General features: G+C 61.9%; 15 protein-coding genes and 1 pseudogene. 8 read left to right on the forward strand and 8 right to left on the reverse strand.

The genetic code is table 11. From position 1 onward, the window contains the following. A pseudogene (gene tdh, locus EOB59_RS23345) lies at positions 1-142 on the forward strand (L-threonine 3-dehydrogenase); the annotation flags it as partial. Between the two features lie 7 nt (positions 143-149). On the opposite strand, the gene EOB59_RS23350 reads toward tdh, so the two are convergent. Next, complete coding sequence (locus EOB59_RS23350; RefSeq protein WP_128289337.1) at positions 150-656, reverse strand: DUF2380 domain-containing protein; 507 nt, start codon at positions 654-656, stop codon at positions 150-152. 154 nt (positions 657-810) lie between these two features. Next, a complete protein-coding gene (locus EOB59_RS23355) occupies positions 811-1,284 on the reverse strand; it encodes a MarR family transcriptional regulator (RefSeq protein WP_127329839.1) in 474 nt (157 codons plus the stop codon). Between the two features lie 88 nt (positions 1,285-1,372). Between EOB59_RS23355 and hmgA the strand changes: the two genes are divergently transcribed. Genes hmgA through EOB59_RS23380 form a run of 5 tightly spaced genes read left to right on the forward strand, consistent with a single transcriptional unit; the run spans position 1,373 to position 5,428 of the window. Then, a complete protein-coding gene (gene hmgA / locus EOB59_RS23360) occupies positions 1,373-2,686 on the forward strand; it encodes a homogentisate 1,2-dioxygenase (protein WP_128289338.1) in 1,314 nt (437 codons plus the stop codon). A gap of 11 nt (positions 2,687-2,697) precedes the next feature. Further along, entirely contained in the window at positions 2,698-3,585 is an 888-nt protein-coding gene (locus tag EOB59_RS23365) for an MBL fold metallo-hydrolase (RefSeq protein ID WP_164895730.1), read from the forward strand. Then, complete coding sequence (locus tag EOB59_RS23370) at positions 3,582-4,595, forward strand: fumarylacetoacetate hydrolase family protein (RefSeq protein WP_128289340.1); 1,014 nt, start codon at positions 3,582-3,584, stop codon at positions 4,593-4,595. The genes EOB59_RS23365 and EOB59_RS23370 overlap by 4 nt, the downstream gene beginning before the upstream one ends. Positions 4,596-4,599: 4 nt before the next feature. Further along, positions 4,600-4,887, forward strand: a complete 288-nt coding sequence (locus tag EOB59_RS23375) for a hypothetical protein (RefSeq protein ID WP_127270135.1) — start codon at positions 4,600-4,602, stop codon at positions 4,885-4,887. A gap of 4 nt (positions 4,888-4,891) precedes the next feature. Beyond that, positions 4,892-5,428 carry a DinB family protein gene (locus EOB59_RS23380; protein ID WP_128289341.1) on the forward strand — a complete coding sequence of 179 codons (537 nt, stop codon included), beginning with the start codon at positions 4,892-4,894 and terminating at the stop codon, positions 5,426-5,428. Here the strand turns inward: EOB59_RS23380 and EOB59_RS23385 are convergent. Both EOB59_RS23385 and hppD read right to left on the reverse strand, forming a co-directional pair. Beyond that, positions 5,425-5,613: a type II toxin-antitoxin system prevent-host-death family antitoxin gene (locus tag EOB59_RS23385; RefSeq protein WP_127270132.1), complete on the reverse strand. Its 189-nt coding sequence runs from the start codon at positions 5,611-5,613 to the stop codon at positions 5,425-5,427. The genes EOB59_RS23380 and EOB59_RS23385 overlap by 4 nt on opposite strands. A gap of 57 nt (positions 5,614-5,670) precedes the next feature. Beyond that, complete coding sequence (hppD, locus tag EOB59_RS23390; protein ID WP_128289342.1) at positions 5,671-6,786, reverse strand: 4-hydroxyphenylpyruvate dioxygenase; 1,116 nt, start codon at positions 6,784-6,786, stop codon at positions 5,671-5,673. Positions 6,787-6,924: 138 nt separating this feature from the next. Here hppD and EOB59_RS23395 point away from each other — a divergent pair, with 138 nt between their 5' ends. Further along, complete coding sequence (locus EOB59_RS23395; protein ID WP_127270128.1) at positions 6,925-7,392, forward strand: Lrp/AsnC family transcriptional regulator; 468 nt, start codon at positions 6,925-6,927, stop codon at positions 7,390-7,392. Between the two features lie 12 nt (positions 7,393-7,404). Here the strand turns inward: EOB59_RS23395 and EOB59_RS23400 are convergent, their stop codons facing one another. The 4 genes from EOB59_RS23400 to aztA all read right to left on the reverse strand — a co-directional run bounded on the left by EOB59_RS23400 (position 7,405) and on the right by aztA (position 10,546). Next, positions 7,405-7,743, reverse strand: coding sequence for a TIGR01244 family sulfur transferase (locus tag EOB59_RS23400; RefSeq protein ID WP_127270126.1), 339 nt, complete (start codon positions 7,741-7,743; stop codon positions 7,405-7,407). Between the two features lie 149 nt (positions 7,744-7,892). Beyond that, positions 7,893-8,834, reverse strand: a complete 942-nt coding sequence (gene aztC, locus EOB59_RS23405) for a zinc ABC transporter substrate-binding protein AztC (RefSeq protein ID WP_128289343.1) — start codon at positions 8,832-8,834, stop codon at positions 7,893-7,895. Positions 8,835-8,861: 27 nt separating this feature from the next. Beyond that, positions 8,862-9,737 carry a zinc ABC transporter permease AztB gene (gene aztB, locus EOB59_RS23410; protein ID WP_127322949.1) on the reverse strand — a complete coding sequence of 292 codons (876 nt, stop codon included), beginning with the start codon at positions 9,735-9,737 and terminating at the stop codon, positions 8,862-8,864. Then, positions 9,737-10,546 (reverse strand): zinc ABC transporter ATP-binding protein AztA, encoded by an 810-nt coding sequence (aztA, locus tag EOB59_RS23415; protein ID WP_127322948.1) that lies wholly within the window; start codon positions 10,544-10,546, stop codon positions 9,737-9,739. Before aztA ends, aztB begins: the two co-directional genes overlap by 1 nt. A 225-nt stretch (positions 10,547-10,771) precedes the next feature. Between aztA and EOB59_RS23420 the strand changes: the two genes are divergently transcribed. Further along, positions 10,772-11,116: a RidA family protein gene (locus tag EOB59_RS23420; RefSeq protein ID WP_127271894.1), complete on the forward strand. Its 345-nt coding sequence runs from the start codon at positions 10,772-10,774 to the stop codon at positions 11,114-11,116. Positions 11,117-11,179: the final 63 nt, after the last annotated feature.

Below are 11,179 nucleotides of genomic sequence, written 5' to 3' on the forward strand. Positions count from 1 at the left end.
CTGGTACAAAATGATCGCGCTTGTGCAGGGCCCGCTGGATGTCTCCGGCCTGATCACCCACCGCATCGGCATCGACGATTTTCAGGCCGGCTTCGATGCGATGCGCAGCGGCAGTTCCGGCAAGGTGGTGATGGACTGGTAGATGCCGCCTAGCGCAGGATTCTGTTTTTCATCAGCCATTTCACGGAGCGGGGCCATGCGTGGTTCGCACCCATGCGAAGATCGGTAAACCCCTCCGAAACATGTCTCCCGGTTTCGGCGTCAAGGATGCGAATGAACATAGTATGTTCCGTTCGGTTGACACGCGTTACGACGCCAAGCAAGGCAAGCGACGCGCCGTGCTCCTTGGCAATCGGTCCTTCACAACCAGCGCAGTTGCGCAATCCGTGCGGCGCGGCAGCCTTTGTATCCCTCGCCGGCACATCAATTACTGTAAAACGCCCAGACTGGGAGAGCATGTCCTTTGCAACTTGTGCCGATTCCGACAAATAGCGCCTGTCATATTCATCCGGGGGAATTATTCCCGCCCCGGCGCTCTTGTCCTCCAATTCGAAAGGGAACACTTCGATCGACATCGGCTTTGTCTGCTGGGCCTGCGCAAATGTGCAGGTGCCTACAAGTAGCGTCACCAGGACACTTAATGCGCGAATGCTCATCGTAGTCCTCCCGTCGGTGTAATGGGCATTATACGCGGCCTGACAACGCAAATCACGATCAAATCGAAAGCAATGCTATGCTTTGGCTGCGGTGGGAGTTCCCACGCAGGTTCGCTCGAACTCCGTCGTTCAGAGTGATTGGCTTGATCTTGGACTAACCCTTGCTCGGGACCAGACTGGTCTCCAATGCAGCCAGTCCGCTGGTGATCGCCGTGCGCTCTTCAGCGCTGAGCCTTGCCAGCAAATCCCGTTCGAACGCCTTGGCCAGCGGCACCATCTCGCGATAGGCGGCAAGTCCCGTTCCGGTCAGCGTCAGATGTTCGATACGGCGGTCTTTTTCGTCCGGTTTTCGCGTCAGCCAGCGACGCCGTTCGAGCTCGGCGACAGCGCGCGAAACCTTTGTCTTGTGCATGGCCGATTGCTCACCGATTGCAGACGCCGTCATCGTTCCATGCTGCCCCAGCCCCGAAAGGGTGCGCCATTCCGGCCGCGTCAGGCCGTGGCTATCCTTGTAAATCCGCGAAAATTCGCGGCTGACGGCGTCGGCAAGCCGGTAGAGCCGGTAGGGCAGGAAATTTTCCAGATTGAGAATTTCAGGCGCGTCGGACGCTTCGCTCTTGATCGCCATTTTTCAAAGCCGCCATTGATGGTTACATTTTCAATGGTTACAAATGAAACCAGTTTGGTCAATTGAGATCCATTCCGGGGAGGAAGCAATGGCCTTTTCCTATATGCCGGGCTTCGGCAACGACTTCGAAACCGAGACGCTGCCCGGCTCGCTGCCGCAGGGACGGAATTCGCCGCAGCGGCCGGCCTACGGCCTCTATGCCGAGCAGCTTTCGGGCTCGCCCTTCACCGCGCCGCGCGGCACCAATGAACGCTCCTGGCTGTACCGCATCCGACCGAGCGTCAAGCACACTGGCCGCTTCAAGCCTGCGAGCTATCCCTTATGGAAGAGCGCGCCCAATGTCGGTGACCATGAACTGGCGCTTGGCCAGTATCGCTGGAACCCTGTGCCGATGCCGAAGGAGCCGACCGATTTCATTGAGGGCATGCGCAGCATCACCACATCAGGCGACGTGCTCGGGCAGACGGGCATGGCGGCACACGTCTATGTCGCCAACCGCTCGATGGTTGACGATCATTTCTTCAACGCCGACGGCGAATTGCTTGTCGTGCCCCAGGTCGGCGCTTTGCGCTTCGTCACCGAGATGGGCGCCATCGAACTGCGCCCCGGCGAGATCGCCGTGCTGCCACGCGGTCTGGTCTTCAAGGTCGAACTCGTCGATGCCGAAGTGCGCGGCTATGTCTGCGAAAACTACGGCGCCAAGTTGACGCTGCCCGACCGCGGCCCGATCGGCGCCAATTGCCTGGCCAATCCGCGCGATTTCAAGACGCCTTGCGCCTGGTTCGAGGAGAAGGAAACCCCGTGCCGGCTGATGGTGAAATGGTGCGGCAATTTCCATGTCACCGAGATCGGCCATTCGCCGCTGGACGTGGTTGCCTGGCACGGCAATTACGCCCCCTACAAATATGATCTGGCTACCTTTTCGCCTGTCGGCGCGCTGCTGTTCGACCATCCCGACCCATCCATCTTCACTGTGCTGACGGCACCCAGCGGCGAGGAGGGCACGGCCAACATCGACTTCGTCATCTTCCCGCCGCGCTGGCTGGTGGCGGAAGATACGTTCCGGCCGCCCTGGTACCACCGCAACATCATGAGCGAGTTCATGGGCCTGATCCACGGCCAGTACGACGCCAAGGAAGAAGGTTTTGTGCCCGGCGGCATCAGCCTGCACAATCTGATGCTGGCCCATGGGCCGGATGCGCCTGGCTTCGAAAAGGCCTCGCGCGCGGACCTGAAACCGGTCAAGCTCGACAACACCATGGCGTTCATGTTCGAGACCCGATTTCCGCAGATGCTGACCCGCTACGGCGCCGAGCTCGAAACCCGGCAGGACAATTACATCGACTGCTGGGCGAATCTGAAGAAGCGTTTCAACGGCACGCCCGAGGGCGACTGGTCTTGAGCACCGAGCCAATGCCGGATCGGTTGGTGATTTTGGGCTCGAAGGGCGGCCCTGCGCTGCGGCCAGGCGGTCCGTGGCCAAGCTCTTCGCTGCTGCAGATCGGCGGCCGCAGCATCGTCGTCGACTGCGGGCTTGGCGTGACGCGCGGTCTGGTCGATGCCGGCATCGGCCTGAAATCGCTCGATCTGATCTTCATCACGCATCTGCACTCCGACCACGTGCTGGAACTGGGCCCGCTGATCCACACCGCCTGGACGGCGGGTCTGGCGACCCCGGTCCACGTGTTCGGCCCGCCCGGCACGGATCATTACTGGCAGCGCTTTTGCCAGGCGATGGAGTTCGATATCGAGATCCGCATCGTCGATGAAGGCCGACCGGATATTCGCGACCTGGTTTCGATCGTCGAATTCGGCGAAGGCCAAGTGGTCGAACAGGGCGGCTTGACGGTTTCGGCGCTGCGCGTCGAGCATCCGCCGGTGACCGACTGTTTTGCCCTGCGCTTCGAACACAGCGGGGAAAGCGTGGTGTTCTCCGCTGACACGGCCTTCTTTCCGCCGCTCGCGGATTTTGCCCAAGGCGCCGATATCCTCGTCCACGAGGCGATGCTGGAAGAAGGCATCGAGCGGCTGGTGGCCAGGACCGGCAATGGCGCGCGGCTGAAAGACCACCTGCTCGCCAGCCACAGCTTTGCCGAAGAGGCCGGCAGCATCGCCAGCGATGCCAGCGTCAAGAGACTGGTGCTCAATCATCTCATTCCGGCCGACGATCCCGGGATCGGCGAGGCCGATTGGACTGCCGCTGTCAGGAAAACATGGGCTGGCGACTTGACGATCGCCCGCGACGGTCTTGTTGTAGGCTTAAGCAGCGCCAAAGCTGCAGCAGGAGAGGAAACCGCATGAAGCTTGCCACATTGAAGGACGGGACGCGCGACGGAAAACTCGTCGTTGTCTCGCGCGACCTGACACGCTTCACCGACGCCTCGTTCCTGGTGCGCACGCTGCAGGCGGCGCTCGACGACTGGCGCCGCGTCGCCCCGCATCTCGCGACAATAGCGGAATCGCTTGAGAACAATGCGATGCCGGCGGAGCGCTTCCACGAGCATGACGCCCACTCGCCGCTGCCGCGCGCCTATCAATGGGCCGACGGCTCGGCCTATGTGAATCATGTCGAACTGGTGCGCAAAGCGCGCGGCGCCGAGATGCCGGCGAGCTTCTGGACCGACCCGCTGATCTACCAGGGCGGCTCGGACGCTTTCATTCCGCCACGCGATCCGATCCGCATGGCTGACGAAGCCTTCGGCATCGACATGGAAGGCGAAGTCGCCGTCATTGTCGACGACGTGCCGATGGGCGCCAGTGTCGATGAGGCGCGCGCGGCGATCCGGCTGGTCATGCTGGTCAATGACGTCACGCTGCGCGCTCTCACCGGACCGGAACTGGCCAAAGGTTTCGGGTTTTTCCAGTCAAAACCGTCCTCGGCGTTTTCGCCTGTCGCGGTCACGCCGGACGAACTGGGTGATGCCTGGGACGGCGGCAAGGTCAGCCTGCCGCTGCTCGCCGATCTCAACGGCAAGCCGTTCGGCCGGGCCAATGCCGGTATCGACATGACCTTCGATTTTCCGGCGCTGATCGTTCACGCAGCAAGGACGCGGCCATTGGCGGCCGGCACGATCATCGGCTCGGGGACCGTCTCCAACAAGCTCGACGGCGGGCCGGGCAAGCCTGTTTCGGCCGGTGGCGCTGGCTATTCCTGCATCGCCGAACTGCGCATGATCGAGACCATTGTGTCAGGCGAATCCAAAACGCCGTTCCTGCGCTTCGGCGACACGGTGCGCATCGAGATGAAGGACAAAGCTGGGCATTCGATCTTCGGCGCCATTGAGCAGAAAGTCGAGAAATACGAGAGGTAAGGGCATGACGGGGGACTATCTGCTGGCCGGTGTCTGGGCACTCGCCATACTGGCGGTCTTCATCCAGGCGATCCGGCTGAGCTACCGCATTGAGGCGCGATCGCCCGGCCTGACCAACCGCAGCGGCTTTCCGCGCAAGGCGATGATGTTCCACACCATCACCAACATGAACGTCGCGCGCGACGAGGAAACGCAAGCCATGCGGCGGCGCATGAACCGGCTTCTGCTGATCGTTCTTGCCGGATTCGCGATCATGGGGGCAGGCTTGCATCTGATGCGGGCAGGGGGATGATCTCGTGAACCTGCTCGACCATCTGCGCCGTATGGCCGGCAACAATCTGTGGTCGAACGACCGGCTCTACCGCGCGGTGCTGTCGCTCCAGCCAGGCGAGTTCGAGGCCGAACGCACCAGCTTCTTTCCATCGATCAAGGCGACGCTCAACCACATCCTTGCGGTCGATCTTCTCTACCTCGATTTTCTCGAAGAGGGTGGTCTCGGTGCTGCCGCCCATGACGACTTCGTGCCCCTCGACGAGCCGGGGGCGTTGTTTGCGGTGCAGGTCGCAGCCGACCGGCGGCTGATCGCCTTTTGCTATAGACTGTCGGCCGACGACCTCGATCGGCAGGTTATCACCGACCGGCGCGAGGACGGCATGATCCCCGAGCGCATCGGCGACATCCTCGCCCATGTCTTCCTGCACGACATCCATCATCGCGGCCAGGTGCACGCCATGCTTTCGGGGACGTCGGTCAAGCCGCCGCAACTGGATGAGTTTCTGCTCTATCATGATGCGAAGCTGAGGGAGAGAGAGGTCGAGCGGTTGGGGCTCTAATTAATCGTCAAGCCGCTCGGCCCTTTCAGAGCAGCGGTGGCGCCGATAGGTCTTTCCTTGCCGGGGGGCGGCAAGAGACGCGCTACGACCCTGCCGCGCCGGGTGATTACGATCTCCTCGCCGGCATTTGCACGCCTGACGAGTTCCGACAGTTTGGCTCTGGCTTCCGTAATAGAGACGTGCACGGCTCGACCTCGCTAGGCCCAACCTTAAGCCAAAGCCGGGCCGCAGCGAGAGTAACCTTACGCCGCTTTGCCGTCCACCTTGATCACGCCGCGCTTGATCTGATCCTGCTCGATCGATTCGAACAGCGCGCGGAAGTTGCCCTCGCCAAAACCTTCGTCGCCCTTGCGCTGGATGAACTCGAAAAAGATCGGGCCGATCACGGTCTTCGAAAAGATCTGCAGCAGGATCTTGGTCATGCCGCCGTCGACGACGCCTTCGCCGTCGATCAGGATGCCGTGCTTCTTCATCCGCTCGATCGGTTCGTCATGGCCGTTCACGCGGTCATACGACATGTCGTAGTAGGTCTCCGGCGGGCCGGGCATGAACTTCAGCCCGTTCTCGGCCAGCCTGTCGGTGGCGGCATAGATCTCGTCGGTGCCGACAGCAATGTGCTGGATGCCCTCGCCATTGTACTTCTTCAGATATTCGGCGATCTGGCTGGTCTCGTCCTTGGACTCGTTGAGCGGAATGCGGATCTTGCCGCAGGGCGAGGTGATGGCGCGGCTCACCAGGCCGGTGATCTTGCCGTCGATGTCGAAGAAATGGATCTGCTTGAAGCCGAACAGATTGCGATAGAAATCCCACCACTTGTCCATCTGGCCGCGATAGACATTGTGGGTCAGGTGATCGAGGTAATAGAAGCCGACGCCTTGCGGCCGCGGGTCGCGCTCGCCCAGCCACTCGAACTCGGCATCATAGGCCGAACCCTTCTTGCCATAGGTCTCGATGAAATAGAGCAGCGAGCCGCCAATGCCGACGATTGCCGGCACGTCGAGCGCCTTGTCGGCGCCTTCGTAAGGCGTGGCGCCCTTGGCAACGGCATGGTCGAAGGCGTGCTTGGCATCGACCACCCGCCAGGCCATAGACGCAGCACAGGGGCCGTGCTTGTCGACGAACTTCATCGCATGCGAGCCGGGCTCGGCATTGACGACATAGTTGATGTCGCCCTGCCGCCAGATGGTGACGTCTTTCGTGCGGTGCTTGGCCACCGCGACATAGCCCATACGGGTGAACAGTTGAGCCAGTTTTTCCGGTTCCGGATGCGCGAATTCGACAAACTCGAAACCGTCCGTGCCGGCGGGGTTGTCCTTGCTGATCGTGGCGGGCGGGGCGTCGTGCGGGAAGGGACCCATGATATTCCTCCGAAAGCTGGCCTGGCCTGAAAAGGCCATTTGACACGATCATAACGCGGAGGAGGCGCACGGTGCTTGCATTCAAACGCTTGAAATGATGATGTCATGCGTGAAGCGTGCATGATGTGAGGAAAAACCATGGATGAGGCGCGCATTGACCAGTTTGACCGCAAGATAATGGCGCTGTTGCAGGGTGATGCGCGGCTGACCAACAACGATCTTTCGGAGCGGGTGAACCTGTCGGCGTCGCAATGCTCGCGCCGCCGCCAGCGGCTGGAGGAGGACGGCTTTATCAAGGGCTATCGCGCCGTTCTCGACCGCGACAAGCTCGGTTTTTCCCTGGTCAACGTCATTTCGGTCACGCTCGCCACGCACAACCGCGACAATGCGCGGCGCTTCGGTGAACTGGTGGCGCGGCTGCCTGAGGTGCAGGAAGCGCACGCGCTGACCGGCGAGATGGATTACATCCTGAAAGTGGTGACGCCCGACTTGAAATCGCTGTCTGAATTCGTCAACGGCGTGCTCCTGCCACACGAATCCGTGCAGCACGTGAAGACAGCGATCGTGCTGGAGACGTTGAAGGAGACCGGCGCGCTGCCGATCTAAATCTTGGGCGGATCAACCCTTCGACTGCTGGATCAGCCCATAGAGATTGGTGCAGCGGGCGCCGGAGCGGCAATAGGCGAAGACCGGGCCGTCGAGCTCGTCGAGCGCTTCGGCCTGATCCTCGACATTCTCGGCGGTGATCTGGCCGCTGATGACGGGGATGTAGCGGAAGGCGAGCCCTGCGGCTTCGACCGCCGCCTTGACGGTGTCGGCAGAAGGCTGGCCGGGCTGTTCGTCATCGGGCCGGTTGCAGATGACACTCTTGAAGCCGGCTTCCTTGATGGCGGCGACGTCCTCAGGCTGGATCTGGCCCGAAACCGAATAGTCCTCGCTGATTTCGCGGTATTCCATGGCAGCATCCTCGCAAACTGGTCAGGCGGCAGTCTTGCCACTCCCCGACATGGGCGGCAATCCGTACCGAAGGAATTCTCTGCCAAATAGACACTGCGTGCCGGAAATCCAACCGGGCCGATGCGGCCCGGCTGGACAATCCTCCATACTCAGCTGCCGAGAATGGCGCCTTTGATCTGACGGATGTTGTTGTGCATCATGTCGATATAGGTCGCGGCCGGGCCGTCGGGCTGCGACAGCGCATCCGAATAGAGCGTGCCGCCGACCTTGATGCCGGTTTCGCTGGCGATCTGTTCGATCAGGCGCGGGTTGGTGATGTTCTCGACGAAGATCGCAGCCGCCTTGTCCTGCTTCACCTGATTGACCAGTTTGGCGACGTCTGCGGCGGATGGTTCGGAGTCGGTCGAGATGCCTTGCGGGGCGAGGAAGGTCAGGCCGTATGCGTGTTCGAAATAGCCGAAGGCGTCATGCGAGGTGATGACGACGCGCTTGCTCTCCGGGATTGAGGCGATCGCCGCTTTCACTTCGCCTTCGACCGCGTCGAGCTTCTTCGTGTAGGCGGCGGCATTGGTCTGGTAGCTGACGCAGCCTTCCGCATCCGCTGCGCAGAAAGCCTCGGCGATGTTCTTCACGTAGATCCTGGCATTGGCGATCGACTGGAAGGCGTGCGGATCGGTGACCGTCTTGCGGCCGTCGGTGCCGGCACCTTCGGCCGCGTCGGCATCCGCGAATTCAGGTTTGAAATCGATCGGCGTCACGCCCTTGGTCAAGGTGATGATAGACGCCTTGGTGGCGCTGGCATCGACCAGCCGCTGCAGGAAACCTTCGAAATGCAGGCCGTTGACCAGAACGATGTCGGCCTTGGCCATGGCCACCGCATCGGCCGGGCTCGGCTCGTAGACATGGGCGTCGCCATCCGGCCCGACGATGGTGGTGACGTCGATGCGGTCGCCGCCGACATTTTTGGCGAAATCGGCAATGACGGTGAAGCTGGCGACCACTTTCAGCGGTGCCGCCAAGGCCGACGATGCGCCAAAGGCGGTTAATGTTATAACGCTCATCGCCAGGGCGGCATGGATCGATTTCAGCATAGACGGGTCTCCTTCTAGGGGCGGGGATCAGGCCGTTCTGTGACGGTGATGGATGATGCGCGCGCGCAGAATGCCGCGCGTGCCAAACAGGATCGAGGCGAAATAGACGACGCCGGCCGACAGGATGATGGCCGGGCCGGATGGCAGCGACGCGTGATAGGACAAAAGCAGCCCGGCGACGCAGGAGGCGAAGCCGATCAGCACCGCCAGCACGCACATCGGCTCGACGCGAGCTGTCCAGAAGCGGGCAGCTGCGGCCGGCAGCATCATCAGCCCAACCGACAGAAGCGTGCCGAGTGCCTGGAAGCCGCCGACAAGGTTGAGCACGACAAGGCCGAGGAAGATGAAATGCACCGGACTGCCGAGCCGGCTGACCGAGCGCAGGAACAGCGGGTCGAGGCATTCGGCGACCAGCGCCCGCCAGAAGATGGCGAGGCTGACCAGCGTCACCGCGACGATGCCGCCGATCAACGTCAGGGCCTCATCATTGAGCGCCAGCACGGTGCCGAACAGCACATGCATGAGATCGACGCTGGACCCGCGGATCGATACCATCAGCACGCCGATGGCGAGCGAAATCAGATAGAACGCCGCCATCGAGGCGTCCTCGCGCTGTATGGTGAAGCGCGAGACGGCGCCGGCGCCGAGCGCGACGATGACGCCGGCGATCAGGCCGCCGATGGTCATCGGCAGGATCTCCAGCCCATAGAACAGGAAGCCGGCGGCCGCGCCGGGCAGGATGGCATGCGCCATCGCGTCGCCCGACAGGCTCATGCGCCGCAGCATCAGGAAGACGCCGATAGGGCAGGCGCCGAGCGACAGCATCAGCGAACCGATCAAAGCCCGCTGCATGAAGCCGAAATCGGCGAAGGGCGCGATGACAAGACCGTAAAGCATGTCCATCAGGCAGCCCTCGGTCCGACGCCGTGTCGATGGTCATGGTGATCGTGGCCATGGTGATCGTCACCATGAGCGTCCTCGCCCGGCTCGCACCAGGGTGCATTTTCTTCCCAGGCTTCGTGGAAGCGGCGGGCGCGCAACAGGTTGTCAGGTTTCAGCGTTTCCCTGGTTTCGCCCCAGGCGATCGGCTGGCGGGCGAGAAGCAGCGTTTCGGGGAAATTCTGCCGCACCAGGTCCAGATCGTGGACGACAACCATGATGGTGCGTTCCTCGCCGTGCCAGTGCTTGATCAGGGCAATGAGGTCGCCGACCGTCTTGGCGTCGACGGCGTTGAAGGGTTCGTCGAGCAGGATGAGGTCGGCGTCCTGCAGCAGGACGCGCGCAAACAGCGTGCGCTGCAACTGACCGCCCGACAGCGTGTCGATCGGGCGCTTTTCAAAGCCGCCGAGGCCGACCGCCATCAGCGCCTTGCTGACGTCATCGCGATCTTCCTTGGTGTAGCGGCCAAGCAGGCCGCGTCGTGGCCACAGGCCGAGCGAAACCAGATCGACCACCCGTGCCGGAAAGGAGCGGTCGAGCTCCGATTGCTGCGGCAGATAGGCGGCACGTACACCGGGCGCGCGGATAACCTCGCCGGCCATTGGCTTCAGGACGCCGACAATGCCTTTCATCAGCGTCGATTTGCCGGAGCCATTGGCGCCGACCACAGCGGTCAGCGAGCCCTTGCGGATGGTGCCGTCGAGATGATGGATCGCCGGATGGCTGCCGTAGCCAAGCGTCAGGTCGCGGAATGTCAGGCAGGTATTTGTCATTCTGCGATCCGTAGGCGGCGAAATCCGGCTGCTGGCAGCGGCCGATTGGATATGTGATGTTATTACATTAGTCAACAAGCCAATCCGGCGGAATTGCGGCCGCGGGGCAACTTGCCGTGTGTGCATGCCATATGCCGTTGGCCCAAGGGGATTCGACCTGGCGACCTTGCCCCAAGCCGGCCGCGACTCTAAAGAAGCGCAACCGTCACAGGAAGGAACCATCCAATGAGCATTCGTCGCATCGATGTCGGCCCGCGCATGAGCCAGATCGTCATCCATGGCAATACCGTCTATCTGGCTGGTCAGGTCGGCCAGCCAACCGGCAACGTCGCTTCGCAGACCAGGGACATCCTGGCGGCTGTCGACGAATTGCTGGCCAAGGCTGGCTCCGACAAGACCAAGATCCTGCAGGCGATCATCTGGCTGGCCGACATGAGCACCTTTGCCGAGATGAACGCGGAATGGGACAAGTGGGTGCCGCAGGGCAACACGCCAGCCCGTGCCACCGGCGAAGCAAAGCTCGCCACCCCGGACTATCTGGTCGAGATTATTATTACCGCCGCGATTTGAGTTTTTACCCTCCCCCTTGTGGGGAGGGTCGCTGCAAAGCAGCGGGGTGGGGGTCGGCGCCGC

Origin of the sequence: Mesorhizobium sp. M7A.F.Ca.MR.176.00.0.0 (assembly GCF_004023165.1) — a bacterium.
Lineage (GTDB): Bacteria > Pseudomonadota > Alphaproteobacteria > Rhizobiales > Rhizobiaceae > Mesorhizobium.

Coding starts and splice junctions, on each gene's coding strand:
- EOB59_RS23350 (WP_128289337.1), bottom strand. CDS start 656: ATGAGCATTCGCGCATTAAGTGTCCTGGTGACGCTACTTGTAGGCACC.
- EOB59_RS23355 (WP_127329839.1), bottom strand. CDS start 1,284: ATGGCGATCAAGAGCGAAGCGTCCGACGCGCCTGAAATTCTCAATCTG.
- hmgA (WP_128289338.1), top strand. CDS start 1,373: ATGGCCTTTTCCTATATGCCGGGCTTCGGCAACGACTTCGAAACCGAG.
- EOB59_RS23365 (WP_164895730.1), top strand. CDS start 2,698: ATGCCGGATCGGTTGGTGATTTTGGGCTCGAAGGGCGGCCCTGCGCTG.
- EOB59_RS23370 (WP_128289340.1), top strand. CDS start 3,582: ATGAAGCTTGCCACATTGAAGGACGGGACGCGCGACGGAAAACTCGTC.
- EOB59_RS23375 (WP_127270135.1), top strand. CDS start 4,600: ATGACGGGGGACTATCTGCTGGCCGGTGTCTGGGCACTCGCCATACTG.
- hppD (WP_128289342.1), bottom strand. CDS start 6,786: ATGGGTCCCTTCCCGCACGACGCCCCGCCCGCCACGATCAGCAAGGAC.
- EOB59_RS23395 (WP_127270128.1), top strand. CDS start 6,925: ATGGATGAGGCGCGCATTGACCAGTTTGACCGCAAGATAATGGCGCTG.
- EOB59_RS23400 (WP_127270126.1), bottom strand. CDS start 7,743: ATGGAATACCGCGAAATCAGCGAGGACTATTCGGTTTCGGGCCAGATC.
- aztC (WP_128289343.1), bottom strand. CDS start 8,834: ATGCTGAAATCGATCCATGCCGCCCTGGCGATGAGCGTTATAACATTA.
- aztB (WP_127322949.1), bottom strand. CDS start 9,737: ATGGACATGCTTTACGGTCTTGTCATCGCGCCCTTCGCCGATTTCGGC.
- aztA (WP_127322948.1), bottom strand. CDS start 10,546: ATGACAAATACCTGCCTGACATTCCGCGACCTGACGCTTGGCTACGGC.
- EOB59_RS23420 (WP_127271894.1), top strand. CDS start 10,772: ATGAGCATTCGTCGCATCGATGTCGGCCCGCGCATGAGCCAGATCGTC.